General features: G+C 61.1%; 25 protein-coding genes. 14 read left to right on the top strand and 11 right to left on the bottom strand.

Translation table 11 applies throughout. The features are described 5' to 3' along the window. The 3 genes from KL786_RS01790 to KL786_RS01800 form a co-directional block, all read right to left on the bottom strand. Positions 1–1,806 carry a DAHL domain-containing sensor histidine kinase gene (locus KL786_RS01790; RefSeq protein ID WP_215516532.1) on the bottom strand — a complete coding sequence of 602 codons (1,806 nt, stop codon included), beginning with the start codon at positions 1,804–1,806 and terminating at the stop codon, positions 1–3. Beyond that, complete coding sequence (locus KL786_RS01795; RefSeq protein WP_314385386.1) at positions 1,803–2,744, bottom strand: cytochrome-c peroxidase; 942 nt, start codon at positions 2,742–2,744, stop codon at positions 1,803–1,805. The genes KL786_RS01790 and KL786_RS01795 overlap by 4 nt, the downstream gene beginning before the upstream one ends. Before the next feature lie 63 nt (positions 2,745–2,807). Continuing rightward, the gene (locus tag KL786_RS01800; RefSeq protein WP_215516533.1) at positions 2,808–4,682 is read right to left on the bottom strand and encodes a putative bifunctional diguanylate cyclase/phosphodiesterase; all 1,875 of its coding nucleotides are present in this window, start codon (positions 4,680–4,682) and stop codon (positions 2,808–2,810) included. Positions 4,683–4,936: 254 nt separating this feature from the next. Between KL786_RS01800 and nosR the strand changes: the two genes are divergently transcribed. The 3 genes from nosR to KL786_RS01815 are packed head-to-tail and all read left to right on the top strand — an operon-like array spanning position 4,937 to position 7,411. Then, positions 4,937–6,280, top strand: a complete 1,344-nt coding sequence (nosR, locus tag KL786_RS01805; RefSeq protein WP_215516534.1) for a response regulator c-di-GMP phosphodiesterase, NosR family — start codon at positions 4,937–4,939, stop codon at positions 6,278–6,280. 53 nt (positions 6,281–6,333) lie between these two features. Continuing rightward, the gene (locus KL786_RS01810; RefSeq protein WP_032859926.1) at positions 6,334–6,747 is read left to right on the top strand and encodes an NUDIX hydrolase; all 414 of its coding nucleotides are present in this window, start codon (positions 6,334–6,336) and stop codon (positions 6,745–6,747) included. A 25-nt stretch (positions 6,748–6,772) separates the two neighbouring features. Further along, positions 6,773–7,411: a LysE family translocator gene (locus KL786_RS01815; RefSeq protein ID WP_032859925.1), complete on the top strand. Its 639-nt coding sequence runs from the start codon at positions 6,773–6,775 to the stop codon at positions 7,409–7,411. A 4-nt stretch (positions 7,412–7,415) separates the two neighbouring features. On the opposite strand, the gene metR is transcribed toward KL786_RS01815, so the two are convergent. After that, complete coding sequence (gene metR, locus KL786_RS01820) at positions 7,416–8,333, bottom strand: transcriptional regulator MetR (RefSeq protein ID WP_032859924.1); 918 nt, start codon at positions 8,331–8,333, stop codon at positions 7,416–7,418. A gap of 182 nt (positions 8,334–8,515) precedes the next feature. Between metR and KL786_RS01825 the strand changes: the two genes are divergently transcribed. The 5 genes from KL786_RS01825 to KL786_RS01845 all read left to right on the top strand — a co-directional run bounded on the left by KL786_RS01825 (position 8,516) and on the right by KL786_RS01845 (position 12,094). Then, a complete protein-coding gene (locus KL786_RS01825; RefSeq protein WP_215516535.1) occupies positions 8,516–9,535 on the top strand; it encodes an alpha/beta fold hydrolase in 1,020 nt (339 codons plus the stop codon). 61 nt (positions 9,536–9,596) lie between these two features. Beyond that, positions 9,597–10,250 carry a DsbA family oxidoreductase gene (locus tag KL786_RS01830; RefSeq protein ID WP_215516536.1) on the top strand — a complete coding sequence of 218 codons (654 nt, stop codon included), beginning with the start codon at positions 9,597–9,599 and terminating at the stop codon, positions 10,248–10,250. Between the two features lie 136 nt (positions 10,251–10,386). Further along, positions 10,387–11,307 carry an arginase family protein gene (locus KL786_RS01835; protein ID WP_215516537.1) on the top strand — a complete coding sequence of 307 codons (921 nt, stop codon included), beginning with the start codon at positions 10,387–10,389 and terminating at the stop codon, positions 11,305–11,307. Next, positions 11,304–11,684, top strand: a complete 381-nt coding sequence (locus KL786_RS01840; protein ID WP_215516538.1) for a DMT family transporter — start codon at positions 11,304–11,306, stop codon at positions 11,682–11,684. Before KL786_RS01835 ends, KL786_RS01840 begins: the two co-directional genes overlap by 4 nt. Then, positions 11,681–12,094, top strand: a complete 414-nt coding sequence (locus KL786_RS01845) for an EamA family transporter (RefSeq protein ID WP_029297410.1) — start codon at positions 11,681–11,683, stop codon at positions 12,092–12,094. Before KL786_RS01840 ends, KL786_RS01845 begins: the two co-directional genes overlap by 4 nt. A gap of 186 nt (positions 12,095–12,280) precedes the next feature. Here the strand turns inward: KL786_RS01845 and KL786_RS01850 are convergent, their stop codons facing one another. Further along, positions 12,281–13,045 (bottom strand): MipA/OmpV family protein, encoded by a 765-nt coding sequence (locus tag KL786_RS01850; RefSeq protein ID WP_215516620.1) that lies wholly within the window; start codon positions 13,043–13,045, stop codon positions 12,281–12,283. 229 nt (positions 13,046–13,274) lie between these two features. Here KL786_RS01850 and KL786_RS01855 point away from each other — a divergent pair, with 229 nt between their 5' ends. The 6 genes from KL786_RS01855 (at position 13,275) to KL786_RS01880 (ending at position 20,694) form a co-directional block, all read left to right on the top strand. Beyond that, complete coding sequence (locus tag KL786_RS01855; RefSeq protein WP_215516539.1) at positions 13,275–13,973, top strand: MtnX-like HAD-IB family phosphatase; 699 nt, start codon at positions 13,275–13,277, stop codon at positions 13,971–13,973. Beyond that, on the top strand, positions 13,966–15,360 hold the full coding sequence (locus KL786_RS01860; protein WP_032859918.1) for an aspartate aminotransferase family protein: 1,395 nt from the start codon (positions 13,966–13,968) through the stop codon (positions 15,358–15,360). Before KL786_RS01855 ends, KL786_RS01860 begins: the two co-directional genes overlap by 8 nt. Continuing rightward, positions 15,357–16,211, top strand: coding sequence for an alpha/beta hydrolase (locus KL786_RS01865; RefSeq protein WP_215516540.1), 855 nt, complete (start codon positions 15,357–15,359; stop codon positions 16,209–16,211). The genes KL786_RS01860 and KL786_RS01865 overlap by 4 nt, the downstream gene beginning before the upstream one ends. A 193-nt stretch (positions 16,212–16,404) precedes the next feature. Further along, the gene (locus tag KL786_RS01870; protein WP_215516541.1) at positions 16,405–17,532 is read left to right on the top strand and encodes a GNAT family N-acetyltransferase; all 1,128 of its coding nucleotides are present in this window, start codon (positions 16,405–16,407) and stop codon (positions 17,530–17,532) included. Next, positions 17,529–19,307, top strand: coding sequence for a sensor histidine kinase (locus KL786_RS01875; protein WP_032859915.1), 1,779 nt, complete (start codon positions 17,529–17,531; stop codon positions 19,305–19,307). The genes KL786_RS01870 and KL786_RS01875 overlap by 4 nt, the downstream gene beginning before the upstream one ends. Continuing rightward, positions 19,297–20,694 (top strand): sigma-54-dependent transcriptional regulator, encoded by a 1,398-nt coding sequence (locus KL786_RS01880; protein ID WP_215516542.1) that lies wholly within the window; start codon positions 19,297–19,299, stop codon positions 20,692–20,694. The genes KL786_RS01875 and KL786_RS01880 overlap by 11 nt, the downstream gene beginning before the upstream one ends. A gap of 57 nt (positions 20,695–20,751) precedes the next feature. Here KL786_RS01880 and KL786_RS01885 read toward each other — a convergent pair whose 3' ends face one another. The 6 genes from KL786_RS01885 to KL786_RS01910 all read right to left on the bottom strand — a co-directional run bounded on the left by KL786_RS01885 (position 20,752) and on the right by KL786_RS01910 (position 26,650). Continuing rightward, positions 20,752–21,090, bottom strand: coding sequence for a GlpM family protein (locus KL786_RS01885; protein ID WP_215516543.1), 339 nt, complete (start codon positions 21,088–21,090; stop codon positions 20,752–20,754). A 10-nt stretch (positions 21,091–21,100) separates the two neighbouring features. Further along, a complete protein-coding gene (gene aauR / locus KL786_RS01890) occupies positions 21,101–22,441 on the bottom strand; it encodes a two-component response regulator AauR (protein WP_215516544.1) in 1,341 nt (446 codons plus the stop codon). After that, positions 22,438–24,339 carry a two-component sensor histidine kinase AauS gene (aauS, locus tag KL786_RS01895; protein ID WP_215516545.1) on the bottom strand — a complete coding sequence of 634 codons (1,902 nt, stop codon included), beginning with the start codon at positions 24,337–24,339 and terminating at the stop codon, positions 22,438–22,440. Before aauS ends, aauR begins: the two co-directional genes overlap by 4 nt. 162 nt (positions 24,340–24,501) lie before the next feature. Continuing rightward, positions 24,502–25,236 (bottom strand): amino acid ABC transporter ATP-binding protein, encoded by a 735-nt coding sequence (locus KL786_RS01900; RefSeq protein WP_032859910.1) that lies wholly within the window; start codon positions 25,234–25,236, stop codon positions 24,502–24,504. Further along, the gene (locus KL786_RS01905; protein WP_032859909.1) at positions 25,233–25,904 is read right to left on the bottom strand and encodes an amino acid ABC transporter permease; all 672 of its coding nucleotides are present in this window, start codon (positions 25,902–25,904) and stop codon (positions 25,233–25,235) included. Before KL786_RS01905 ends, KL786_RS01900 begins: the two co-directional genes overlap by 4 nt. Next, positions 25,904–26,650 carry an amino acid ABC transporter permease gene (locus KL786_RS01910; RefSeq protein WP_032859908.1) on the bottom strand — a complete coding sequence of 249 codons (747 nt, stop codon included), beginning with the start codon at positions 26,648–26,650 and terminating at the stop codon, positions 25,904–25,906. The genes KL786_RS01905 and KL786_RS01910 overlap by 1 nt, the downstream gene beginning before the upstream one ends. Between the last annotated feature and the right edge of the window lie 93 nt (positions 26,651–26,743).

Genomic DNA, 26,743 nt, shown 5'->3' on the forward strand with positions numbered 1-26,743 from the left:
TCAGTTCTCGGCACGTTCAAGAGGAATATATAAGGTAAACAGGGCGCCCTGGCCGGGTCCGTCGCTGTGTGCGGTCAGGCGGCCATTCATTTCGATGGCGGCCAGGGCGCAGCTGTGCAGGCCAAAACCGTGGCCTTCCTTGCGGGTGGTGAAACCGTGGGTAAAGATCCGCGTCATGTTTTCTGCGGGGATGCCTTCACCTTCGTCCTTGACGCTGATCTGCAACGTATCGTCATCCAGGGCGCGGACCGTGAGGGTTATCTGGCGTGGCCGGTCGCTGAGGTTGGACATGGCGTACTTGGCGTTGCTGATCAGGTTCACCAGAATCAACAGCAACCGATGTTTGTCGGCCATGACCTCGGGCACCGGGTGATAGTCCTTGACCACCGTGACATGGTGGCGACTCAAGGCGCCGGAATTCATGCGCAGCGCGTCTTCGACCAAGGCGCTGATATGCACGGGCTCCAGCAGTTTGGAGGCGCCAGCATAGGACTGTTGGGTGGAGACGATATCCTTGATGTGGTCGACACTCTTGGTTAATTGCGCCAATTCTTCAGCCATACCCTGCTGCTCGACAGCGATGGCGTCCACCAATTGGTTCAAATACCCCGGCAGCAATTTGCCCTTTTCGTCCTCCATGAGGAAGGCGCCCAGGTCATGGGGGTGTTCGTTGATCATCTGCATGGCCTTGCCCAACCCAAGGGCTTTGCTGGCCCGTAGTTTACGGGTCACCAGGTCGGCAGACACATTCACGCTGTTGAGCACGTTCCCGACGTTGTGCAACACATTGGTGGCAATTTCCGCCATGCCGGCTTGGCGGGCGCTGTCGAGCAACTCGCTTTGAGCGTCCCTGAGTTCCCGGGTGCGTTCCTCGACCCGTTGTTCGAGGCCTTCGTTGGCAGTCTGCAAGGCCCGGTTGACCCGGTTGATCTCGGCAAAGCTGCGCAACAGGCGAATCGCCAGGTACACCAGCACCAGCATCAGCAGCGTCGAAAACACCAGCAGGTAGCGGTGGTATTTCTGATCGCTCAGGTCGGCGACCCGTTGATCCTGATTGAGTTGGTTGGTCAAGTCATCCAATTGCTCGGGTAGCGGGATCGCCGCGATGCGCTCCAGCACGCCGTTGACCAGGGGTTGCTCACGCAGGATCAGGGCGATGTGGTTGCTGAGGATTTCCACCGGGACCTGGAAATCCTCGGGCATGAGTTCCTTGTTGATCGCCAGTTTGCTCAACCCGACGAGGATATCTGCGGCCTTGTCGTCACTGGTGACCAGGGCAAACTCAAGACTGCTTAGCAACAAGTCATAGGTGTCGGTGGCAGTGTTTTGCAATTGCAGCCGTTTGTTGGCGTCCAGCAGGCCGAACTGCGCCTGGATATCGTCCTCGGCGGTCGGTAGAAAAGCCAGGGAGTTACGCAGTAACGCGTTATGGGATTTGAACTGGTCTACCAGTCGCGCTTTTTCCTGGACCGCCGCCCGATAGTTGCTTTGCACAGCTTGCCAGTTGGCCGGATCGGTATGCTGGTGCAAGGACTCGCGGGCCTCCAGTTCGGCCCAAAGACTGTTCATCTCGTTGAGTGGCGCGACCAGGGGATCGTAATTGTGGGTCAGGGCGATTCGGGCCTTGAGCACCTCGCTGTCCCATTGCGCGTTCAATTGTTTGATATGGCGGATCAAGTCGCGGGACTGTGTGTAGGTGGCGCTCTGCTCAGATGAGGATTTGACGTACAAAAATATCAATGTTGCAGCCAGCACCAGGGTGACGGCACCGAGCAGGGTTAGGCTGGAGCGGCGACTGAGCTTCATAATGGTTTGCCCTCCCACTCGCCAGTCAGCGTCCTGAGGAACAGAGAGATCAGGGCCTTGTCGTCTGCCGAAGGTGTACGTCCCAACTGGTACTTGAACATAACGTCGATCGCGTCTTCCAGGGTCTTGGCCGAGCTGTCGTGGAAGTACGGGGCGGTGACGGCGACGTTACGCAGGCTCGGCACTTTGAACACGTGGCGATCTTCCTCGTCCAGGGTTACAAGGTAGCGCCCCAGGTCGGCTTCAATGGGATTGCCCCGGGCCTTGAAGTAGTCCCCCATCACGCCGAACTTCTGGTACATATTGCCTCCGATGTTGACCCCTTGATGACAGGCAATACAACCGTATTCCTTGAATCGCAGGTAACCCTGTTTTTCGTCGTAGCTGAGGATGTCGGTGTTGCCCAGCAGGTACTGATCGAAGCGTGAATTGGGTGTGAGCAGGGTGCGCTCATAAGTGGCCAGGGCATTCTGCACGTTGGCGGCAGTGATGCCGTCGGGATAGACCTGGGTGAATGCGCGTTGATATTCAGGCGCTGCGGTTAGCGTCGCGACCACGGTTTGCCAGTCGTTGCCCATTTCCACGGGGCTGGTCACCACTTGTTGGATCTGTGCCTCCAGAGTGTCCACCCGGGCGTTCCAGAACTGTTTGAAGTTCAGGCTGGCGTTGAACACGGTGGGGGTGTTGAGCGCCACTGGCTTGCCGTCGAAGCCAGGGGAGAAGGGTTTGTCATCGGCTCCGCCTTTGTCCAGGTGATGGCAACTGGCACAAGACAGGGTGTTGTTGATCGACAGGCGTGTTTCATTGAACAGCCGACGCCCCAGCTCAACGCGGGATGCATCCAGAACCGGTGTAGCAGGCAGGGGTTTGAGTGCTTCATCTAGCGGCGCGGCGAGTACCGCGCAACTGCCCAGCCATACGCCGGATACAAGGCTTATGACCGATGCCGACGGGTAACGCAGTGGTGTATTGCTCAACTTCAATTCCTTGTGAGCTGAGGATCATTGGTCCGGCATCAGATGATGGGGGCCTGTTTCCAGTAGCCGGGCAAAATCCTCGGCCGCCACGGCTTTGCTGAACAGATAACCCTGGCCTTCCTCACAGTTGCGGGCCTTGAGGAACTCCAGTTGTTCGACCGTCTCCACGCCCTCGGCAATGATATTGAGGTCAAGGCTCTTGCCCAGACTGATAATGGCACTGATCAGTTGCATGTCCTGGGTGTTCTCGCCCATGCCGCGAATAAACGACTGGTCGATTTTTAGCACATCCACGGGAAAGCGCCGCAAGTAACTGAGGCTGGAGTAACCGGTGCCGAAGTCATCGATGGCCAGCCGTACCCCCATTTTTTTAATTTCGCGCAGGGTGGCAACGGTGTCCTCGACGTTTTGCATCAGCACGCTTTCGGTAATCTCCAACTCCAGCAGTGCGGGCGCCAGGCCCGTTTGCTCAAGTGTGGCGGCAAGGTTGGGGACAAAGTCGCGCTGACGGAAATCGATGGCCGAGATGTTCACCGAGACGCAAATGGGCGCCAACCCCTGCGCCTGCCAACGCTGTGCCTGTGCGCAGGCCTGGTGCAATACCCATTGGCTCAAGGGCACGATCAGGCCACTGTCTTCTGCTACCGGGATGAAGGCGGACGGGTAAACCCAGCCATGCTCGGGACGATACCAGCGAATCAACGCTTCAGCGCCGACCACTCGCCCGCTTTTCAAGTCCAGTTTCGGTTGGTAGTGCAAGACAAACTCGTCGTGCTCCAGGGCCCATCGAATCGCGGTCTCCAGGGTTTGTTGCCGACGCGCTATCAGGTTCATGTCTTCGATAAAGAAGCTGAAGTTGCCAGGCCCGTGCTCCTTGACGTTATGCATGGCGGTTTCCGCGTTCTTTATCAACTCCACGGCTTGGAAGCTGTCATTGGGGTAAATACTGATGCCAAGGCTGGCGGTGACGCGCAGGTCATGGCCTGCGACATGGCGGGTACGCCCGAGGGCCTTGAGGATCTTCTCGGCAATGCTCTGGGTTTGTTGAGGGTGATGAATGTCGTTGAGGATCATCACGAATTCATCGGAGCCATAGCGGAACACCGAGTCGGATTCACGCACCGTTGCCAGCAGATCCTCGCTGATCTGTTGCAGCACCTGGTCGCCCACCGGGTAGCCCAGTGCATTGTTGACGCGCTTGAAACGGTCCAGGCCAATAAACATCACCGCCAGTTGCATATCGTGGCGCCGGCCCAGGGCAATGGCCTGGGTCAGCCGGTCACCGAGCAGCGTGCTGTTGGGCAGGCCTGTGAGAGCATCGTAGTGCAACAAGTGCGAAACCTTGAGTAACTCCTGGACCCGCTCTTCGATCATGCGCTCAAGGCCCAACACTTTGAGTAACGCGTCCTGTGCCAACTGCCATTTCCAGGTCAGGGCACTGGCCATCTGGCGGATTTCCAGGTGATCGAACGGCTTTTTCAGGATCAGCAACTGATCATTGAACTTCAAGCGGGCTTCAATCGCTTCGAAGGAGTAGTCGGAATAGGCCGTACACAGGGCGATTTGCAGGTTGGGGTCGATGCTCCATAGCTGTTCGATGGTTTCCAGGCCATCCCATCCCGGCGGCATGCGCATATCGATAAATGCCAGGGCATACGGTGCGTCGTCAGCCAGTGCCCGGGTGACCAAATCGAGGGCTTCCTGGCCCTGGTACGCAGAATCCAGGGTATAACGCTGGTGGGTGGTTGGTGCAGTGCCGAACAGGCTTTGCTCTATGCTCTCCAGCGTCTGGTCGGCAATGGCCTCGGCACAGAGGATCTTGCGAAAATCCTGATGGATCGACGCCGTGTCGTCGACGATCAGAATGCGTCGGTTCGCCCCTTCGGGCCGAAGCGTCATGACGTGTACCCATTGGCGCGCAACAAAGTGGATGGGCGCATAAGGCTTCCTTTCCTCAATGGCTGGGTTGGGTGAGTCAATCACGGACTTCACCCTCAAGCGTAGTCGGCTCCCTTGAATTCGTCGGCCAGTTGGCGTCAAATCAGCGGCAGTTCACCCTTTGATAGCGTGCGCTGTCTGCCTGGGCCAGTACTGCGTACAGTCGATTGCGGGTGTCAGGGTTCAATTTAGTTCAAGTGTTAGCAGGTGTCGCCATGGATGAGCAGCTCGCTACAGTTCCCCCCTACAAGCCCACTGTTCTACTGGTCGATGATGAAGAATCGATCCTCAACAGCCTGCGCCGCCTGCTGCGTGGCCAGCCCTATGAAGTATTGCTGGCTGCAAGTGCTGCCCAGGCCCTGGAGATCATGGCCACCCAGCCCGTGGACCTGATCATGAGCGACGCGCGGATGCCGGTCATGGATGGGGCGACGTTGCTGGCCGAGACCCACCGTCTGTATCCGGCGACGTCGCGCATCCTGCTGACGGGCTACGCCGACTTGACGATGATCATCAAGGCCATCAACGAAGGACAGATCCACCGCTACATCAGCAAGCCCTGGAACGATGAGGAGATGCTCCTGGTGTTGCGCCAGTCCCTGGAACACCAGCATTCCGACCGCGAGCGGCTGCGTCTGGAGCAACTGACCCTGCAACAGAATGATCAGCTCAAGGCCCTCAACGCCACCCTGGAAAAACGCGTGCTCGCGCGCACCAGCGAGCTGCAGCAGACCGCCGACATGCTTGACCTGGCCTACGATGAGCTCAAGCGCAGCTACGTGACAGGCACTGAAGTGTTTTCCCTGCTGGCCAACCTGCGGCTGCCCAAGGAAAAGCAGACCAACCGCCCATTGATCGAATTGATCCGGGTCTACTGCAGATCCCAGGCGATGGATGAGTCCAGTGTGCGCGACCTGACCATGGCCGCGGCGCTCTACAACGTCGGCAAATTGAGCTGGACCGACGGAATGATGATTGCCCCCGCTGACCTGCTGCACAGCACCGACCGCGAGCTTTATCGGTCTTACCCGACCCAGAGCGAATCGCTACTGATGACCCTGGAACCGATGAAGGATGCAGCGCGCATCATCCGTCATCACCAGGAGCGCTGGGACGGCAGCGGCTTCCCCGATCACCTCAAGGGGGATGGGATTCCCTTTGGTTCGCGTTTGCTGAAGCTGGCGGTGGACTTTATCGAGTTGCAACGCGGCTTGATTCTTGAACGGCAGATGAACAGCGACGAGGCGCTGCTGTATATCCGCAAATACGCAGGCCGCCTGTATGACCCGGACATGGTGGAAGACTTCGTCCAGGCCTGTGCGGCGTTTCTCAGTGACGTGACCCTGGGTGACCCGACGGTCAAGGTGCTGGGCACTCGTGAATTGACCGAGGGCATGGTCCTGGCGCGCAACCTCAATGCCGACAACGGCATGCTGTTGCTCAACGCGGGCAAGGTCTTGAACCTGCCGCTGGTGGACAAGTTGATCGCTTTTGAAGCGATGGAAGGCGCCAAATACAGCGTATTCATCAAGGAGCCCGAGGAGCCCCAGACCTTGTAGGAGCAGGGGAGTCATGTGATCCTTTGCGGCCTTTACTCCAAGGCGTTTATTTCATGTCCAAGACCATCCGCATCGCCGCCGCCCTGTTGATCGGCAGCAACGGCCAGACCCTGCTGGTGCGCAAGCGTGGCACCCAGGCCTTTATGCAGCCGGGCGGCAAGATCGATGCAGGCGAGCAACCGGCGCAGGCCCTGGCGCGTGAGCTGCACGAAGAGCTGGGGCTGCGTATCGATCCGGCACAAGCGCACTACCTTGGCCACTTCTCGGCACCGGCGGCCAATGAGCCGGGGTTTACCGTGGAGGCCGAGCTGTTTGAGGTGCGTATCGATGTACCGGTAACCCCCGCCGCCGAGATCGAAGAAGTGCGCTGGATCGACCCGGCGGGCGACGGCGGCCTGCAGTTGGCACCCTTGACACGTGACCTGATCCTGCCGTTCTATCGTGCATCGCTGACCACCACTGCCTGAGCTGTCGGGCACAAAGGACTGACCCGTGATCCCCCTCAATGACTTGCTGATTTTTGCCGCCGCCTCGCTGCTGCTGGTCCTGACGCCGGGGCCGAACATGATCTACCTGATTTCCCGTTCGATTTGCCAGGGCCGCAAGGCCGGGGTGACGTCGTTGCTGGGGGTGGTCGCAGGGTTCTTTGTGCATTTGTTCGCCGCAGCCGCAGGTTTGACCGCCGTCTTTCTCACGGTGCCAATGGCCTATGAAGTCCTGAAATGGGCCGGTGCGCTGTACCTGTTGTGGCTGGCCTGGCAAGCCGTGAAACCGGGCGCCCGCTCGCCATTCGAAGCTCAGCAACTGCCTGCTGACTCGCCACGCAAGCTGGTGACCATGGGCTTTTTGACCAGTGCATTGAACCCGAAAATCGCGGTGTTCTATCTGTCGGTGTTCCCGCAGTTCATCACCCCGGAGCACGGTTCGGTCTTTACCCAAAGCCTGATGCTGGGCTTTACCCAGATCAGCGTCAGCTTTGTGGTCAACCTGCTGATCTCGCTGTGCGCCGCCAGCATCGCCGCCTGGTTTATCCACAACCCCACGTGGCTGGCGGTGCAGCGCTATTTCATGGGGTTTGTGCTGGCGGCCCTGGCGGTGCGCCTGATGCTGGAGCAACGGCGCAGCGCATAAACAATCAACGCACCGCGCTGACCCCGTCCAGGGTCGAAAACGATGTGTCCTTGGCGGTCAGCAAAAAGTCGCGCATGTACGGCGCATCCAGCATGTCGGCCCGGATTCCGGCGTACAGCGTGGCGAACAGCCCTTTCTCCCCCAGCCGCTTGGCCTTCACATAACCGCGCGAGCTGTACTCATGCAGCGCCCAGTGGGGCATGCCGCACACGCCGCGGCCGCTGGCCACCAACTGCATCATCATCACCGTCAGCTCTGAAGTGCGGACCTGGGCCGGCTCGACATCGGCCGGCTCCAGGAAACGGGTGAAGATATCCAGGCGGTCGCGCTCCACCGGGTAGGTGATCAAGGTTTCGCTGAGCAGATCCTCGGGCACGATATACGGCTTGTTCGCCAGCGCGTGCTGGTTGGCCACGGCGAGCATCGCTTCGTAGGTGAACAACGGTACATAGGTGATGCCCGCCAGCTCCAGTGGGTCGGAGGTCACCACCAGGTCCAGGTCGCCACGGGCCAGGGCCGGCAGCGGGGCGAAGGCAAAACCGGAGGCCAGGTCCAGTTCTACTTCCGGCCAGGCATCGCGGAACTGATCGATGGTCGGCATCAGCCACTGGAAGCAGCTGTGGCATTCGATCGCCATGTGCAGGCGTCCGGCAGTGCCCCCGGCCAGGCGGGCGATATCCCGTTCGGCACCGCGCAGCAGTGGCAGGGTGGCATCCGCCAATTGCAGCAGGCGCAAGCCGGCACTGGTGAAGCGCACGGGCTTGGTCTTGCGCACAAACAGCGGCATGCCCATGCGTTCTTCCAGCTCTTTGAACTGGTGCGAAAGTGCCGACTGGGTCAGGTGCAGGCGCTCGGCGGCTTCCACCAGGCTGTCGGCTTCGCGCAAGGCGTGCAGGGTCTTGAGATGACGGATTTCGAGCACGGGCTCTCCATGAAGACAATTTGTGACAAGTTCGGATAGCGTGAGTTTGTCTCATGTTGCCAGCGCTGTCGACCATGACCGCTGGGCGCTCTTCATCAAACTGTCACGTAACTGTGGCAGCGCGCTTGAACAAACTTCATCAGACTCGCGCTCTACTGGGGTTCTGCGTTTCGGTGTTTTTCATGCGCGTGTTGCTTTTACTGGCCGCCTTATTGTTCGGCCTGCCGTCGTTTGCGGCTTCTCGATGTGATGTCAATGTCCCGACTGAACGGGTCGACCTGGACCAGGTGAGCCTGGCGTACCAGAGCATTGGCCGTGCTTCCGATCCGGCCTTGTTGCTGGTGATGGGCCTGGGCGGGCAGTTGATCCACTGGCCCGACGAGGTGGTGGTCGCCCTGTGTCAGCAAGGTTTTCGGGTGATCCGCTATGACAACCGCGACGTCGGACTGTCCACCTGGCGCCAGGCGCCTGCCAGCGCCAACCTGACCTTTGAAGTGCTGCGCTACAAACTGGGCCTGCCGGTGGCTGCACCCTACACCTTGACCGACATGGCCGACGACGCCCTGGGGTTGATGGATGCGTTGCAGGTCCGCCAGTTCCATGTGCTGGGGGCCAGCATGGGCGGGATGATCGCCCAGCACCTGGCGGCCATGGCGCCGCAGCGCGTGGAAAGCCTGACCCTGATCATGACCAGTTCCGGCGCCGAAGGCCTGCCGGCACCCAATGCTGCACTGGTGCAGTTGCTGTCACGGCGCAGCGCGCCCAACCGCGAAGTGGCCCTGGAACAGCAGGCCGATTTGCTGGCGGCCCTGGGCAGCCCCGAGGTCAAGGATGATCGCCAGGCATTGCTGCATCAGGCGGCGCAGTCCTACGACCGGGCGTTCAACCCCGAGGGCGTGAAACGCCAGATCATGGCGATTCTTGCCGAGCCGAGCCGGGTACCCTTGCTCAACCAACTGCGGGTGCCGACCCTGGTGGTCCACGGTACGGCCGACCCGCTGCTGCCGGTGATGCACGGTGTGCATCTGGCGGCGCATATCCAGGGCAGCCAGTTGCGCTTGATTCCGGGCCTGGCCCATCGTTTCCAGGAGGCGTTCAAGGCACCTTTGCTGGCGGCGGTGTTGCCGTACCTGCAAGCCCACCGCGAGGATGCGCCGCATTGGGCGCAGGTTGAGCCCGGGCTGCCTTCCAAGGTTTTATGAGAGCGGCCTAGGGGTGTATGGTGCGAACTTTGTGGCGTGTAATGCCTGCGAGGTTGCGTAAATGAGTACTTCCCTGAAAATCGATTTCGTCAGCGACGTGTCCTGCCCCTGGTGCATCATCGGCCTGCGCGGCCTGACCGAAGCCCTGGACCAACTGGGCGCCGAAGTGCAGGCCGAGATCCACTTCCAGCCCTTCGAACTGAACCCGAACATGCCCGCCGAAGGGCAGAACATCGTTGAGCACATCACCGAGAAATACGGCTCCAGCGCCGAAGAATCCCAGGCCAACCGCGCCCGCATCCGCGACATGGGCGCCGCGCTGGGCTTTGCCTTTCGCACCGATGGCCAGAGCCGCATCTACAACACCTTCGACGCCCATCGCCTGCTGCACTGGGCCGGGCTTGAGGGCTTGCAGTACAACCTCAAGGAAGCGTTGTTCAAGGCTTACTTCAGCGATGGCCAGGACCCTTCCGATCACCCCACTTTGGCGATCATTGCTGAAAGCGTCGGGCTGGATCTCAAGCGTGCAGCCGAGATTTTGGCTTCGGACGAGTACGCCGCCGAAGTCCGCGAGCAGGAACAACTGTGGGTCTCCCGTGGCGTGACCTCGGTGCCGACCATTGTGTTCAACGACCAGTACGCAGTCAGCGGCGGCCAGCCGGCTGAAGCGTTCGTCGGCGCAATCCGCCAGATCATCCAGGAGTCCAAGGCCTAAAGCCGAGCGCAAAGCAAAATGGGAGCGGGCTCCCACATTGGATCATTGTTGCCCCCCCCCTGGCCCATCCCTTGCATTACCCCCTTAAAGCCCAGCCGGCGTGCGGTTGGGCGCTGCCAAGGGGTGAAACATTACCTTGAATATCCTCGATCTCGACCACAGCCTCACAGCCCAGGCGCCGATTGCCCTGCGCCTGGCCAACGGTCAGGCCACGCGTCTGGACCTGCTCGACCTGGGTCCGAAACTGCGCCTGTGGTCCACCGAAAAAACCTGGAAACACTTCGCCCAGCGCCTGGCCCAGCGGCCCCGGCCAAGTACGCTGCGCCCGGAAATCTTCTTCGTCGGCTCCGGCGACTATCACCACCTGACCCCGGCTTTTCTCGCCGAAGTGCAGGAACCGATCAGCCTGATCCACTTCGACAACCACCCCGACTGGGTGCGCCTGGCACCGCGCCGGCATTGCGGCTCGTGGGTCAACCAGGCGCTGAAGATGCCGACGATCAAACGTATCGTCACCCTCGGCCCGTGCAGTGACGACCTGCACAACCCGCAACTGCGCGGTGGCAACCTGGGCGCCCTCAAGCGTGGGCATTTGCAGTTGTTTCCCTGGCAGCACCCACCGTCGAAAGTCTGGGGCCGGGTAGGGGATGGCGCCGGCCATGCGCAACAGGAAAACCACCTGCACTGGCGCAACCTGGCTGAGCTCGACTGGGCCGCATTCCTTGCGCAAATGATTGCCAGCCTGCCCACCGAGGCGGTGTGGATCACCATTGACAAGGACGTGCTGGCCAGCGAAGACGCCGCCACCAACTGGGACCAGGGCGGCATGCGCCTGACGCATCTGTTGCAAGCCCTGCGTGCGTTGGCGGCGAGCAAGCGGATCATCGGTATCGATGTGTGTGGCGAGTTTGCTACGCCCGCGTTCAGCAACGCGTTCAAACGCTGGGAAGCCAAGTCCGACCAGCCGCCGGCCGAGCGCTGGAGCGCGGACGATTTGCTGCGCAACGCGGCGACCAATGAGGCGTTGATCAACCTGTTCGAGGAGCTGTATCCGTGACCCTGACCGTAGTGGTGTTATTGGTCTTTTCCATCGTGCTCGATGTGATTGGCCAGTTGTGTTTCAAGCTGGGCGTGGACCGCTTGCCCGAGATCAATGGCGGTTTTCGCCTGAGTGTATTTTGGGGCCAGGTGCTCAATGCGCCGTTGCTCTGGGCGGGCATCGGCGCTTATGTCATTGAATTTTTCGTGTGGCTGGAGGCCTTGTCCCGTGCGCCGCTGAGCCTGTTGTTTCCGCTGGCGGCGCTGGCGTACTGCCTGGTGGTACTGGTGGGCAAAGTCGTACTGGGGGAAACCGTCAGCCGCCGTCGGTGGCTGGGCACCCTGGTGATTACGGCCGGCGTGATGCTGGTTGCTGTTGCGGGGACTCAAGCATGAATTCGGAAAATATCGCTATCCGTCCGGTTGGCTGGCTGCACGGTCGCCTGGGGACGCTGGTGTTGTGGGCGTTGTTGATCTTGACCGAAAGCGGCGGCCAGTTGTTTACCAAGGTGGCCGGCGATCAGTTGGGGCAGATGGATTTCAACTGGCAATGGCTGGCGGCGGTGGCGGTCAACCCGGGGATCCTCGCGGCCATCGCCTGTTATATCGGCGCGTTTTTTGTGTGGATGCTGATCCTGCGGCGCAGCAGCCTGTCCCTGGCCTTCCCCCTGAGTTCGTTGGTGTTTGTGGTGGTGCTGCTCGGCTCATGGCTGGGCCTGGGCGAGCACATCAGCTTCCTGCACTGGGTGGGCGTGGTGGTGATCATTGGCGGGATCGCGCTGCTGGCCGAGGGCGAGGAAAACTGAGCCCAGGCTGGAATGCCGGACAACTGTGGGAGCGGGCTTGTGTGGGAGCGGGCTTGCCTGCGATAGCATCACCGCGGTTTAACTGATGCACCGAGGCGCCTGCATCGCAGGCAAGCCAGCTCCCACACAAGCCAGCTCCCACAACAGCCAGCTTGCACATTTTGATGGGGATTGGGCTTTGGACAATCAATCGAAGGTATAGCTGATCGCCGTCTGCACCTGCCCCTGATTCACCTCGCCGGTCTGGCGCACGATGCTGCTGTCGGCCGCCGAGCCTGTCAGGTGTACCCAACTGGCACTGGCCAGCAGCGACCACTTGGGCGCCAGCGGGATCTGCAGGCTCTGGGTCAGCGTCAGGTTCTGGAACCCGCCGCTGGCGTTGTACGGACGAATCCCCGAGGCCTGCGCCTCATGCTCATCGACCCCGAAAAACGTCTGGGTCTGGCTCTCGTCGGCAAAGTGCGCCACCAGCCCCGTGCTGCCAATGACCCCGCCGCCCAACGGATAACCCAGTTCGCCGCCGAGCTTGCCGAGTACGCCGCTCTGTTCGTGAGCGCCACCCACACTGCGCCCCAGTTGCGCATAGACCCGCCAGAAGTCGGCCGGAGCGTACTGGATAAACCCGCCGATCTCGGCCATGTCCGACACGTCCCGCAAGCCCCGTAGCGGACCATTGGCCGTGCGTCCCGCCAGGTAGTTGAGGTAGGGGCCAGCGCTGAAACCATTGTGGTTGAGCGCACTCCAGGCCAGGCCGTCGTCGGTATCCAGGCTGACATTTCCCCAGTCCAGGTCGAAGTAGGGCACCGGTACCGTGTGATAGCGGCTGCCAGTGGGTTCCCGGGCTTGGTAGCTGGCGCCAAGGCCGACCTCACCGCTAATGCCTTCAGCCAGCGCCGAGCCCGCCCAGAGGCCAAGCACACCGGCGAACAGCGCCGAACTCATCCTGCACATCATGTTATTGCCCTCTCGAAAACATACGCGCATGAACGCGCAGGCGCGGGGCGTGTGCAAGCACTCATCTTGTTTGTAGCGACCTACAAAAATTGTAGCTTCGGCGCTGCTTTTATTCCCCATGCATGCCCGCGAGCCCCAGCCCCGCTGGGTTTTGTCCACTTGGCACAGTCCCTGCTCTATCCCTGTCAACGGCGCATCAGCGCGCTAGCATCCAAGGTAAACGCAGATGAATGACTGGCATATCGTGTGTGACTTCGATGGGACCATCACACCCACCGATGTCATCGACAACGTTCTCCAACGCTTCGCAGGCCCCGAATGGGAAACCATCGAGCAGCAATGGCTGGACGGCCATATCGGTTCGCGTGAATGCCTGAGTCGCCAGTTGGCGCTGATCAAGGCGACGCCGGCCGAGCTGCTGGCGTACTTCGACACGGTCGAGATCGATCCGGATTTCCCGGACTTCGTCGACCATGTCCTTGGCCTCGGTGCCTCCCTTGAAGTGGTCAGCGACGGCATCGAGCAGGGCATCGCGCGGATCCTCTCGCGCAACTACGTGACCCTGCTGCCGATCATCGCCAACCGCCTGCGCCAGGTTGACCAGAACAGCTGGCGCATCGACTTCCCGCACACCAGCGACGCCTGCCGCGCGGCCTCGGGCAACTGCAAATGCAAGTCCACCCCGCGCAACAAGCGGGTGCTGGTGATCGGCGACGGCAAGTCCGACATGTGTGTGTCGGCCACCGCCGACTTCGTCTTCGCCAAAGGCAGCCTGGCGCAGTACTGCCAGGCCCACGCCATCCCCCATCTGCGCTTCGACAGCTTTGCCGAACTGCCTGCATTACTGGCCCAACTGCCCCAGGGCATGGCCGCCAACGCCACTCACTTTACTTCTGACACTCAGGAACTCTTTCATCATGTCTGATATCCGCATCGCTACCGCCGAAGACCAGGTTCTGCTGGATAAAGAAGCCAAATACTGCTCCTACGGCGACACCGTCCACTACATCGACCCACCGCGCATCTTCAGCCGTTGCGAAGGCTCCTACGTCTGGGACACCGAAGACCAGGCCTACCTCGACCTGCAAATGTGGTACTCGGCGGTCAACTTTGGCTACGCCAACCCGCGCCTGAACAATGCGCTGAAACAGCAGATCGACACCCTGCCGCAAATCGCCAGCCAGTACCTGCACAAGGGCAAGATCGAGCTGTCGGAAATGATCGCGGTGGACGCCAAGAAGAAATTCGGCCTTGATGGCCGTGTGCACTTCAACGTCGGCGGTTCGCAGTCCATCGAGGACTCGCTCAAGGTGGTGCGCAACGCCTGCAACGGCAAGAGCCTGATGTTCGCCTTCGAAGGCGGCTACCACGGGCGCACCCTTGGCGCGTCGTCCATCACCTCCAGCTACCGCTACCGTCGTCGCTACGGCCACTTTGGCGAGCGTGCCAACTTCATCCCGTTCCCGTACCACTTCCGTGGGCCAAAGGGCATGACCAAGGAAGAATACGGCAGCCACTGCGTGCAGCAATTCGCGCGCTTGTTCGAGACCGAATACAACGGTGTGTGGGACCCGAAGGTCGGCCAGAGCGAATACGCAGCGTTTTACGTCGAGCCGATCCAGGGCACCGGCGGCTACGTGATCCCGCCGATGAACTTCTATAGCGAACTCAAGCAAGTACTCGACCAGCACGGCATCCTGATGGTGGTCGATGAAATCCAGATGGGCTTCTGGCGCACCGGCAAGTTGTGGTCGATCGAGCACTTCGATGTGCAACCAGACGTGATCGTGTTCGGTAAAGCCTTGACCAACGGCCTCAACCCATTGGGCGGCATCTGGGCCAAGGAAGAGCTGATCAACCCGAAACTGTTCCCGCCGGGTTCCACTCACTCCACCTTCGCCTCCAACCCGTTGGGCACGGCGGTGGGCCTGGAAATGTTCAAGATGACCAGCGAAGTCGACTACGGCGCGATGGTCATGGCCAAGGGCAAATACTTCCTCGAAGGCCTACAGGACCTGCAAAAGCGCTTCCCGATCATCGGCGATGTGGATGGCCTGGGCCTGGCCCTGCGCTGCGAAATCTGCGGGCCGGACGGTTTCACCCCAGACAAGGCAGCCCTGGACTACATGGTTGAGGAAGGCATGAAAGGCGACATGCTGGTGGACGGTCAGAAACTGGGGCTGATCCTCGACGTGGGCGGCTACTACAAGAACGTGATCACCCTGGCGCCGTCCCTGGAAATCAGCTACCCGGAAATCGACCTGGGCTTGAAGCTGCTGGAGCAACTGCTGACCCGAGCGATGAAGCGGTGAGTCTGGCCGATATCGATCTCGGCGAAGGCAACGCCGGCTTCGTTCTCGGCAACGGTCCGGTCGGGGTCCTGTTGATCCACGGCCTGACCGGCACCCCGACCGAGTTGCGGCGGGTGGCCCAGGGCCTGGTCAAGGCGGGTAATTGCACGGTGTACGTGCCGACCCTGGCCGGGCACTGCGGGGGCAACGACGACCTGCAGGCCACCGGCTGGCGCGACTGGTACGAGGGCGTGCGCAAGACCTTTGTCGGGGTGCAGCAGCGCCATGCGCAGGTGTTCGTCGGTGGTTTGTCCATGGGCGCGGTGATGTCGATGTACCTGGCTTCGGAGTTTCCGGGCCAGGTCGCCGGGTTGCTGATGTATTCCACGACCCTCAAGTACGACGGTTGGAGCATCAACAAAATGGCGTTCATCACGCCGTTGCTGATCCGCATTCCCTTCGGCGTGCGCCTGTTCCGCTTTACCGAGAAGCCGCCCTACGGCATCAAGAACGAACGCTTGCGGGCGATCGTCGAGCGGCAGATGAAAGAGGGCGAGAGCAGTGAGGCCGGGCTGTTGACCATGGAAGGCGTCACCGTGCGTGAGTTGCACTGGATGAATGCCGTGGTGAAGAAACGCATGCCGTCGATCAAGACTCCGGCGCTGGTCCTGCACTCCATCGAGGACGACATCACCAGCCGCTGGAACGCCGACTACGTGGAACGCCACCTCGGCGGCCCGGTGACCAAGATCCTGTTGGACAACTGCTATCACATGATCACCGTCGACCTGCAATACCGCCGGGTGATCGAGTTGAGTGCCGACTTCATCGAGCAGCACACCACCCCTGTGGACGAATATCGCCGGGCTTGACACCGACCCCTGTAGGAGCGGGCTTGCCCGCGAAAAACCTGAGAGCGACGCTGGGTGTCAGGTTTTTCGCGTTATCGATAACGTTTTTCGCGAGCAAGCTCGCTCCTACAACGCACCCTCTGTAGGCGTCGGTTTGCCGGCGATGGACGCATGTGGCCCGGTTTACGCGGTGTTTTTAGATTAAGGAAACGCTGTGATCAGCACTAAAGCCTATTCAACCATCCAAGCCATCGACCGCAGTGCCTGGAACGACTGCTTTCCCCTGGCATTGGAAGATTGGGACTACTACGTCGCCGTGGAAAACGCCGCCATCGACGATTTCCAATGGCGCTATCTGGCCCTCTACGAAAATGGGCAACTGCTGGCCGTCGCGCCGGCGTTCATCACCCATTACCGCCTCGACACCACCGTCTCGGGCATTGGCAAACGCTTCACCCAACGCCTGGAACGCTGGTGGCCCGGCGCATTGCGCCTGGGCCTGTACGCCATCGGTTCGCCAGTGGCCGAGCAATGCCATGCCGGTGTTGCCAGCCATGTGCCGGCTGCACGGCGTGCTGCCCTGCTGGCGCAACTGCTGGCCGCTGCGCGCCGGGATGCCGATGCATTCGGCATCGGCCTGCTGGCGGTCAAGGATGCTCCGACCCGGGATCAGGACTGGGCCGACAGCTGCAAGGCCGCCGGCCTGCACAGCATGCCGAGCTTGCCTACCGGGCTACTGCCGCTGCCCTACGGCTCGGTGGATGCCTACCTGGGTTCCCTGGGCAAATCCACGCGCAAGGACTTGCGGCGCAAGCTGCGCGCGTCGGGCCCGCGGGTGGAGTGGCGGCGCAATGTCGATGATGTGTTGCCCCAGATCATGCGCCTTTACGAAGCGACCCTGGCCCGTGCCGATCTGCAATTCGAACGTTTGCCGGCCGGTTACTTTCGTGAAGTGCTCGCCCAGCTTGATCAACGGGCGCTGTGTGTACTTTACTGGGTGGACGAGCAACTGGTGGCGTTCAACCTGGTGCTGCTCGACCAGCACCGGCTGATCGACAAGTTCTTTGCCCACGACCTGGCCCACAGCCGCGAACACAACCTGTACTTTCGCAGTTGGCTGACCAACGTCGACTACTGCATCGAGCACAAAATTGCGTTGTATGAGTGCGGGCAGGCCGGTTATGCCAGTAAGCTGCGCCTGGGTTGCGAGTTCGCTGGCAATACGCTGTTCTTCCAGCACCGCAACCGCCTGCTCGACACCCTGCTCAAGGTGGTAAAAGTGTTTATTCGCCCGGATCGATCCGACCCTGCCATGGCTGCTGCAATAAGCGAAACCCGATGATCGCCAAAACCCGCCAGAAAGCCCGCCCGTTTGCCATTTCCCGCTGGAGCCTGCAGCGCAAGCTGGTGTTGGCGTTCTGGCTGGTGACGGTGATCCCGACGATGATTGCCGCTGAACTGGCGGCCACCACCTTGTCGCAGATTTTCGACAGTAACGTGCGCATCTGGCTGCAGGAATCGACCCGTATCGTCAAGGACGAAGTCAGTGACATCCTGCACGACAACGCCCGCGTGGCGCAGATCTTCCTGCGTTATGTGCGTCCGCCCTCCACCCATGAAGCGATGCGTCATGACCGTTTGATCGCGGACATTGCCAGCGCCACTGATATTGACGTGGTAACGCTGATTCGCAGCAGTGACAGCAAAGTGATGTTCAGCACTGTGGGCGATGATGTGGTGAAACAAATCAGCCTCGCCCCCAATGCCGTATTGCAAACCGTGCAGGTCGGCGGCGTGGCCACCGGGGCCGTGATTTCCTCGTTCGAGACCAGTCAGGACGGCGTCGATTACGAACTGTTGGTGGGCACGTACCTGGACAGCAGCTTCCTGACCAGTGTCGCCGAGGTGCACTCCCTGGACTTGCGCTTGTACCTGGCCAATACCGACGGTTTCTCGGAGATATTCTCGACCCAGCGCTTTGAAGACCACCCGACCCGCGTGCCCAAATCCGTCGAAACCCTGCTGCGCAGCACCAAGCAGCCTAGCGAGCAATTCACCAGTAACTACAGTGGCCTGTACTGGCCGATCTTCAATGACACCGGCGAGTTGCAGGGTGTGATCTTCAGCGGCCTGCTGCGCCACACCAGCCTGGTGGGGCTGGTGAACCAGAGCAATCTGTTCGTGCTGATCTTCCTGCTCAGTTCCGCCTTGTCCCTGGGGGCCGGCGTGCTGGTCTCCCGGCACCTGACCCGGCCGCTGCGTGAGTTGTCCCAGGGCGTGAGTGCGGTGATCAGCGGCAACTACCAACACCGCGTGGCCGTCACCGGCGGCGACGAGCTGGCGCAACTGAGCAGCACCTTCAACCATATGACCGAGCGCCTGGGCGAGTTGCATCACCTCGAAGCCCAACTGCGTCGGCGCGACCGCCTGCATGCCCTGGGCGAAGTGGCGATGGGCCTGGCCCATGAAATCCGCAACCCACTGGGCATCATCAAGACCGCGACGCAACTGCTGCACCGCCGCACGGACCTGCCGGAGACTGACAAGCGCCACCTGGAATACGTGGTCAGCGAAGTCAGCCGGATCAATGACCTGATCACTGACTTTCTCGACTTCGCCAAACCCAGCGAGCCACTGCGCAGCCAGCAACTGGCGCGACCGCTGGTGGAAGAGATCCTGGGGTTCTGCGCGCCGGAGCTGGCGAGCCACGCCATCGACGCGCACCTCGACGACCAGGCGCCTGGCGCGACCCTCTATGTGGACGCCAAGCAATTCAAGCAGGCGTGCCTGAACCTGATTCTCAACGCCATCGACGCCATGCCCCAGGGCGGGCGCCTGACGTTAAGCATCAGCCGCGTCGATCAATCCACGGTGATCAGTGTCAGCGACAGCGGGCAGGGCATCCCGGCAGAGATGATCGAGCGGATCTTTACCCCCTTCGTCACCACCAAGGCCTCGGGCACTGGCCTTGGCCTGGCGAAAGTCTATTCGATCATGGAAAGTCACGATGGCCGCATCGAATGCACCAGCGAGAAGGATGCCGGCGCAACCTTCAGCCTGTACATTCCGGCCAACGGTGAAGATGACGGCGACGACGAGGACAGTCATGACGCATAACATATTGGTGGTCGACGACGAGCCCAAACTCTGCGATTTACTGGCGTCGGCCCTGAGCCAGAACGATATCCAGGTGTTTATCGCCGGCAATGGCCTGCATGCCCTCAAGGTGCTGGAGCAGGAAGATATCGACCTGGTGATCAGCGACTGGCGCATGCCCGGCATGGACGGCCCTCAGCTCCTGGCTGAGATTAAGGTGCGTTACCCGCAGTTGCCAGTGATTGTGATGACGGCCTACAGCACCGTGAAGAATGCCGTACAGTCGATGCGCAACGGTGCCTACGACTACATTGCCAAGCCCTTCGACATCGACGAGCTGGACATCACCGTGGCCAAGGCCTTGCAGTTTCGCGACATCATGCGCGACAACGCACGGCTGCGCGCCGAGCTCGACGAGCATGCGCAGTTCGACAGCCTGGTGGGCGACAGCCCGGCGTTCCGCCGTGTGCTGCAAGCGGTGGATTCGGTGCGCGAAAGCAACGCCACCATCCTGTTGACCGGCGAAAGTGGCACCGGCAAGGAAATGGTCGCCCGCGCCATTCACAAGCATGGCAACCGCGCCGATAAACCCTTTGTCGCGGTCAACTGCGCCGCGATCCCCGAAGGCTTGCTGGAAAGTGAGATGTTTGGCCATCGCAAGGGGGCCTTCACCGGCGCGGTGGCCGATCGGGTCGGGCGCTTTATGCAGGCCGACAAGGGCACTCTGTTTCTCGACGAGGTGGGCGATATGCCCCTGGCGTTGCAGGCCAAGATCCTGCGCGCCTTGCAGGAGCGGGTGATCGAGCCGGTGGGCGATCCCCGCGAGCGCAAAGTCGATGTGCGAGTGATTGCCGCGACCAATAAGAACCTGCTGGACGCGGTGGCGAACAAGGAGTTTCGCGAAGACCTTTACTATCGCCTCAACGTCTTCCCGATCCCGTTGCCGGCGTTGCGCGAGCGCGTCGAAGACATCGCCCCGCTGGCCCGGCACTTTGCCCGCAGCCTGAGCGCCAATGCCGGTAAACGCATCACTGGCTTCAGCGCCGACGCCTTGCAGGCCATGGCCGCCTACAGCTGGCCGGGCAATATCCGCGAGCTGCAAAACTGTGTGGAGCGCGCGACCATCGTGGCAGCCAGCCCGGTGATTGAAGATATCGACTTGCCAGCCTATCTGTTCGCGTCCCAGCCGACGGCGGGTGATGTGACGACGATCCTCAGCGAAGGCCCAGGCGTACCCCAGGACCTGGATGCGGCGCTGGCAGAGGTGGAGAAGGCATACATCCTGGCGGCGTTGCAAGAGAGCAATGGCGTGCAGGCGGCAGCGGCGACGAGGATCGGGATCTCCGAGCGCAGCTTCTGGTACCGCCTGAAAAAGCTCGGGATCCAGATCGACAAGATCGTGCGCTGAAACACTGATCAAAATGTGGGAGCGGGCAAGCCCGCTCCCACATGTGATTGAGGTGAGTCAGGCGTGGATGCGTATCCACACGCTAACCAGTACCGTCGCGGCCATCAGCCAGGCCACCGCCGCCACCGCCAGCGAGGCCTCCAGGCGCATGCGGTCGACCATCACATACAACGTCGCCAGGTACACAAAGTACGGAATGATCGACCACATGCCGAACACAATGGTGGTCTTCAGATCATCCACCGAGCGGCCCTTGCCGACGATGTAGTGGGCGATCAGCGCGAAGGTCGGAAACAGCGGCACCAGCCCGGCGATGTAGTAATTTTTGGTCTTGGCCAGCATCGCCAGGATCAACACCACGGCTGCACCCAGGGCCGCCTTGAAGACTAAGTCCATGTGCGACTCCTTAGTGGCTCAGGCCGTATTTCTTGACCTTGTCGAACAAGGTGGTCTTGGCCATGCCCAGTTCCAGGCTGGCCTGGGTCAGGTTGCCGCCGCTGCGTTGCAGGGCGTCGCTGAGCAGGTTGCGTTCAAAGGCTTCCACCGCTTCGGTAAAGGCCAGGCCATGGTTGCCGGCGCTGGCGCCGCTTTTCTTGAAGGCCGGCAGGCCCAGCGCGAACCGTTCGGCGACGTTGCGCAGTTCACGCACGTTGCCGGGCCAGTCGTGGCTCATCAGGCTGGACAGGGTCTGGTTGTCCAGCTCTGGCGCGATGCGGTCGAAACGCAGGGACGATTGCTGCAGGAAGTGTTCGAACAGTTGCAGGATGTCTTCACGGCGCTCGCGCAGCGGCGGCAGCTCCAGGGTCACCACGTTCAAGCGGTAGTACAAGTCGCTGCGGAACTGGCTGGCACGGCTCAACTCGTCGAGGTCGGACTTGGTGGCGGCGATCACCCGGCAATCCACCGCCACGCTCTGGTTCGAGCCCAGGCGCTCCAGGGTGCGCTCCTGCAGGACCCGCAGCAGTTTGATCTGCAGGTTCATCGGCATGCTTTCCACTTCGTCGAGGAACAGCGTGCCTTCATGGGCATGTTCGATCTTGCCGATACGCCGTTTGCCGGCACCGGTGAAGGCGTTGGCTTCGTGACCGAAAATCTCGCTTTCAAACAGGTTTTCCGGCAGGCCGCCGCAGTTCAGGGCGACGAACTGGTGGGCATGGCGGCGGCTGAAGTCGTGCAGGCAGCGGGCGACCAGTTCCTTGCCGGTGCCGGTCTCGCCTTCGATCAGCACGTTGGCCGAGGTGTCGGCGACGTTGGCGATCAGTTCACGCAGGTTCTGCATCGCCGGCGAGCGGCCAATGATCCGGCCTTCCAACGAGTCACGCTCGGCCAGTTGCCGGCGCAGCGCCCAGACTTCGCGGGCCAGGCCGCGCTGTTCGAGGGCGCGGCGCACCACGTCCACCAGGCGCTCCGGGGAAAAAGGTTTCTCCATGAAGTCATAGGCGCCATTGCGCATCGCGCCCACGGCCATGGAAATATCGCCATGGCCGGTGATCAGCACCACCGGCAGGCTTTTATCCAGGGCCTTGAGGCGGGTCAACAGCTCCAGGCCGTCGATGCCGGGCAGGCGGATATCACTGATCACAATGCCGGCGAAGTTTTCGCCGACGCGCTTGAGGGCCTCTTCGGCACTGGCCACGCCGACGCTGGGGATGTCTTCCAGGGCGAGGGCTTGCTGGCAGCCGAGCAACACATGGGGATCGTCTTCGACGATCAGCACGGTCAGTTCGGTGTTGGGTTGGCTGTTCATGTCGATTCGCCGGGTTGATGGCCTGCCAGGGGCAGGCTCAGGACAAAGGCTGTACCACCATCGGCCGGATGTTCGACGGCCAGGTTGCCGCCGGTGGCCGCCGCGAGGCTGGCCGACAGGGTCAGGCCCAGGCCCAACCCTTGTTCGCCGGGTTTGGTGGTGAAAAAAGGTTCGAACAGATGCTTGCGGGTTTCGGGGGCGATGCCATGCCCGTTATCGCGCACCCGCAGGCGGTATTTGCCGTCGCTGATCTCACTTTCCAGCCACAGCTCGGGGGCGGGCTGGGCATGCATCGCATCCAGGGCGTTGCCGATCAGGTTGACCAGGATTTGTTCCAGGCGGGTCTGGTCGATCTGCAACATGGCCTGGCTGAAGCCACGGTGTACGGTCAGTGGCAGGCTGTCGAGGCGGCTGCCCAGGACCTGGAACGCCGCGTCCACGGCCTTGCCCAGGCTGGCCTCGCCTTGATCGTCACCGCGCCGGGCAAACGAACGCAGGCTGGCGGTGATGCGGCCCATGCGGTCGATCAGTTCGTTGATGGTCTTGAGGTTGGTGCTGGCGGTCTCCAGTGCCCCGCGCTCCAGGAAGCGCACGGTATTGCCGGACAAGGTGCGCAGGGCGGCCAGGGGCTGGTTCAGTTCATGGGCGATGCTGGTGGACATCTGGCCGATGGCCGCCAGTTTGCCGGCCTGGACCAACTCATCCTGGGCGCGGCGCAGGGTTTCTTCGGCCTGGCGTCGTTCGCGGATCTGCGCCTTGAGCCGTTCGTTGCTGGCGCGCAGGTCAGTGGTGCGTTCGGCGATTCGCCGTTCCAACTGGTTGTTGGCTTCCTGCAAGGCTTCGCGGGCGGCCAGGCGCGTGGCGATGACCTTGCGCCGCTCATTCCAGGCAATCAGCAGGAACGCCACCAGGGCAAAGGCCACCGCCACGAGGATGCCCTGGTTGATCGCGGCCTGGCGCAGGTCGTTGAGCGGGGTGAGCAGGGTGAAATTCCACGGCGTGTCGTTCAGTGGCCGGGTCTGGGCCAGGTAGGTGACTTCCTGGTCGTCGGCCACCACTTCACTGTTGGCGGGGAAGGTCAGTTTTTCGCTGCCCGCAGTGAGGTGTTCACGGGCCAGGGGTTGCAGTTCGTTGAGGGTCGCCCAGTAATATTGCAGGCTGCGGGCCAGGCGTTCCTTGGTGTCGTCGCTTAGCGGGCGCACGGCCTTGAGCCGGCGTGCCGGGTCGCTGGAGAGGATGATGATGCCGTTCTCATCGCTGACAAAGGCTTCCAGGCGCGCGCGCTGCCAGCGTTCTTCCAGCGCTTCCAGGCGTACCTTGACCACTGCGACACCAATGATCTTGCCGCGCTCTTCAAGGCCATGGGCCAGGTAGTAGCCGGGTTCGCCATTGGTGCTGCCGATCCCATAGAATCGGCCCGGCTGGCCACGCACGGCATTCTGGAAATAGGCGCGGAACGACAGGTCTTCCCCCAGGTAACTGTCGACATCGCGCCAGTTACTGGTGGCCATTACCCGGCCGGTGGTGTCCATCACATAAATGGCCCGACTGCGGCTGCGCCGGTTCAGGCCTTCGAGGTATTCGTTGACCGTTTGCCGGTGTTCCGGGCTCGGGTCGGCCAGCAGTTTGGAGACGCTGGATTCCAGCTCCAGCAGGCTGGGCAGGTAGGTGTACTTGCTGATCTCACTCTCGACCGTGCGCGCATGCAACTCCAATTGGCGCTCGCCGTTCTCGCCCAGGGTACGAATCCCGTAGTGCTCGCTGGTCCAGAAGCCGATAAAGCCCAGGCCGATCATCAACAGGATGATCAGGGGCGGCAGGAACAACTGGCGAATCAGACGAGGCTTCACGGCAAGGGATGGCGGCGCGGCGCGATAGAGGGTGGGGTCGCATTTCATCACAGATGCCTTGGGTCAGCTACAGCTTGCCTGCTTCTTGTAGGAGCGAGCTTGCTCGCGAAAAACGCCAACGATGACGCGTGCATCCTGAATGAACGCGGTGCCCTTGAGTTTTTCGCGAGCAAGCTCGCTCCTACAGCAGAGGAGCGAGTTGCGGCTTTTTTAGTGCTGCAGGATTTTTTCGAGGAAGTGCTGCGCACGTTCGGAACGGGCGCTGATATCACCGAAGAACTCCTCTTTGGGGCAGTCTTCGATGATCTTGCCGGCGTCCATGAAGATCACGCGGTCGGCCACTTTACGGGCGAAGCCCATTTCGTGGGTCACGCACATCATGGTCATGCCTTCCTGGGCCAGTTGCACCATCACGTCCAGTACTTCGTTGACCATTTCCGGGTCCAGGGCCGAGGTCGGTTCGTCGAACAGCATGACGATCGGGTCCATGGCCAGTGCACGGGCAATCGCCACGCGCTGCTGCTGGCCGCCGGACAGTTGGCCAGGGTGCTTGTCCTTGTGCGCCGACAGACCCACACGCTCCAGCAATTGCAGGCCTTTCTTCTTGGCCTCTTCTTCGCTGCGACCCAACACTTTCACCTGCGCGACGGTCAGGTTCTTGATGATGGTCATGTGCGGGAACAGTTCGAAGTGCTGGAACACCATGCCGACGCGCGAGCGCAGTTTTGGCAGGTTGGTCTTCGGGTCGGCAATCGAAGTGCCGTCGACCACGACGTCACCTTTCTGGAACGGTTCCAGGGCGTTGACGCACTTGATCAGGGTGGATTTGCCCGAGCCGGACGGCCCGCACACCACGATCACTTCGCCTTTTTTGACATCAGTGCTGCAATCGGTCAGCACCTGGAAGTCGCCATACCACTTGTTGATATTCTTGATAGAGATCATACGGCAAACCTTTTTTGCAGACGCTTGACCAGCAGCGAGGCGGCAAAGCTGATGATGAAGTAGACGACACCGGCGAAGATCAGGAACTCATTGGAACGCCCGATGATGTCGCCATTGGCGCGCGAAGCATTGAGGAAGTCCACCAGGCCCACGGTGTAGACCAGCGAGGTGTCCTGGAACAGGATGATGCTCTGCTGTAACAGCAGCGGGGTCATCTTGCGGAACGCCTGGGGCAGGATGATCAGGCGCATGGTCTGGCCGTAGGTCATGCCCATCGCTTGTGCAGCAGCCATCTGGCCCTTGGGGATCGACTGCACGCCGGCCCGCACGATTTCACAGAAGTACGCCGCCTCGAACATCATGAACGCCACGACGCAGGAGGTGAATGCACCAATTGGCGTGTCTTCGCCGGTGATCCAGCGCAATACGAACGGCACCGCCAGGTAGAACCAGGTGATCACCAGCAGCAGCGGGATCGAGCGGAAGTAGTTCACATAGGCGCCAGCCACGCGCGACAGCAGTTTGCTGGAGGACAGGCGCATCAACGCCAGGATGGTGCCGAGGATGATGCCGCCGACCACGCCCATGACCATCAGCTTCAAGGTCATGACCATGCCGTTCCACAGGCCGGGGATGGCCGGGATAATGCCGCTGAAATCGAATTCCATTATTTACCCCCCACGGAAATCAGGCCGGGCACTGCGACTTTCTTCTCGACCAGGCGCATCAGCAGCATCAGGCTCATGTTCAGGGTGAAGTAGATCAGCGTGGCCAGGGTGAAGGCTTCGAACAGGTTGGCCGAGAATTCGGCGGTCTGCTTGGTTTGCGCCAACAGCTCCATCAGGCCGATCAAGGACGCCACGGAGGAGTTCTTGAAGACGTTGAGGAACTCCGAGGTAAGCGGCGGAATGATGATCCGGTAGGCCTGGGGCAGCAGCACGTTCCAGTAGATCTGCGACAGGCTGAAGCCCATGGCGCGCGCGGCGGCTTCCTGGCCACGGGGCAGCGCCTGGATGCCGGTACGCACTTGTTCACATACGCGGGCGGCGGTGAACAGGCCCAGGCACACGACAACGCTCAGGTAGGCCGAGGTGGTCGGGTTCAAGTCTTGTTTGTACCAGTCCTGCAGGTTCTGCGGCAGCAGGTCGGGTACAAGGAAGTACCAGATGAACAGCTGAACCAGCAGCGGCACGTTACGAAAAAGTTCTACATAGCAGGTCGCGATGCCGGCCACGAGGCGGTTAGGCATCGTACGCATCACACCCAGCATCGAGCCCAGCAGCAAGGCGACGATCCAGGCCACGATGGCGATGGCGATGGTCCAGCCCAAACCGGAGATGAACCAGTCGAGATAGGTCTCGCTGCCCACGCCGGTGGACTTGAAGAATACGCCCCAGTCCCAGTTGTAATTCATTAGGGTCTCCCCCGAAATCGATCGATGTACAAGCACCCGCTTGGGGAAAATCCATTCCCGCCTGACGGTGAACGTCAGGCACACAAGATCGGC

Origin of the sequence: Pseudomonas sp. TAE6080, from assembly GCF_018732265.1 — a bacterium.
Classification (GTDB): Bacteria; Pseudomonadota; Gammaproteobacteria; order Pseudomonadales; family Pseudomonadaceae; genus Aquipseudomonas; species Aquipseudomonas brenneri.

What these genes read in the sequence shown, in the direction of transcription:
- KL786_RS01790 (WP_215516532.1), bottom strand. Translation starts at nt 1,806, where the DNA reads ATGAAGCTCAGTCGCCGCTCCAGCCTAACCCTGCTCGGTGCCGTCACC.
- KL786_RS01800 (WP_215516533.1), bottom strand. Translation starts at nt 4,682, where the DNA reads ATGACGCTTCGGCCCGAAGGGGCGAACCGACGCATTCTGATCGTCGAC.
- nosR (WP_215516534.1), top strand. Translation starts at nt 4,937, where the DNA reads ATGGATGAGCAGCTCGCTACAGTTCCCCCCTACAAGCCCACTGTTCTA.
- KL786_RS01810 (WP_032859926.1), top strand. Translation starts at nt 6,334, where the DNA reads ATGTCCAAGACCATCCGCATCGCCGCCGCCCTGTTGATCGGCAGCAAC.
- KL786_RS01825 (WP_215516535.1), top strand. Translation starts at nt 8,516, where the DNA reads ATGCGCGTGTTGCTTTTACTGGCCGCCTTATTGTTCGGCCTGCCGTCG.
- KL786_RS01830 (WP_215516536.1), top strand. Translation starts at nt 9,597, where the DNA reads ATGAGTACTTCCCTGAAAATCGATTTCGTCAGCGACGTGTCCTGCCCC.
- KL786_RS01845 (WP_029297410.1), top strand. Translation starts at nt 11,681, where the DNA reads ATGAATTCGGAAAATATCGCTATCCGTCCGGTTGGCTGGCTGCACGGT.
- KL786_RS01850 (WP_215516620.1), bottom strand. Translation starts at nt 13,045, where the DNA reads ATGTGCAGGATGAGTTCGGCGCTGTTCGCCGGTGTGCTTGGCCTCTGG.
- KL786_RS01855 (WP_215516539.1), top strand. Translation starts at nt 13,275, where the DNA reads ATGAATGACTGGCATATCGTGTGTGACTTCGATGGGACCATCACACCC.
- KL786_RS01860 (WP_032859918.1), top strand. Translation starts at nt 13,966, where the DNA reads ATGTCTGATATCCGCATCGCTACCGCCGAAGACCAGGTTCTGCTGGAT.
- KL786_RS01875 (WP_032859915.1), top strand. Translation starts at nt 17,529, where the DNA reads ATGATCGCCAAAACCCGCCAGAAAGCCCGCCCGTTTGCCATTTCCCGC.
- KL786_RS01880 (WP_215516542.1), top strand. Translation starts at nt 19,297, where the DNA reads ATGACGCATAACATATTGGTGGTCGACGACGAGCCCAAACTCTGCGAT.
- KL786_RS01885 (WP_215516543.1), bottom strand. Translation starts at nt 21,090, where the DNA reads ATGGACTTAGTCTTCAAGGCGGCCCTGGGTGCAGCCGTGGTGTTGATC.
- aauR (WP_215516544.1), bottom strand. Translation starts at nt 22,441, where the DNA reads ATGAACAGCCAACCCAACACCGAACTGACCGTGCTGATCGTCGAAGAC.
- aauS (WP_215516545.1), bottom strand. Translation starts at nt 24,339, where the DNA reads ATGAAATGCGACCCCACCCTCTATCGCGCCGCGCCGCCATCCCTTGCC.
- KL786_RS01900 (WP_032859910.1), bottom strand. Translation starts at nt 25,236, where the DNA reads ATGATCTCTATCAAGAATATCAACAAGTGGTATGGCGACTTCCAGGTG.
- KL786_RS01905 (WP_032859909.1), bottom strand. Translation starts at nt 25,904, where the DNA reads ATGGAATTCGATTTCAGCGGCATTATCCCGGCCATCCCCGGCCTGTGG.
- KL786_RS01910 (WP_032859908.1), bottom strand. Translation starts at nt 26,650, where the DNA reads ATGAATTACAACTGGGACTGGGGCGTATTCTTCAAGTCCACCGGCGTG.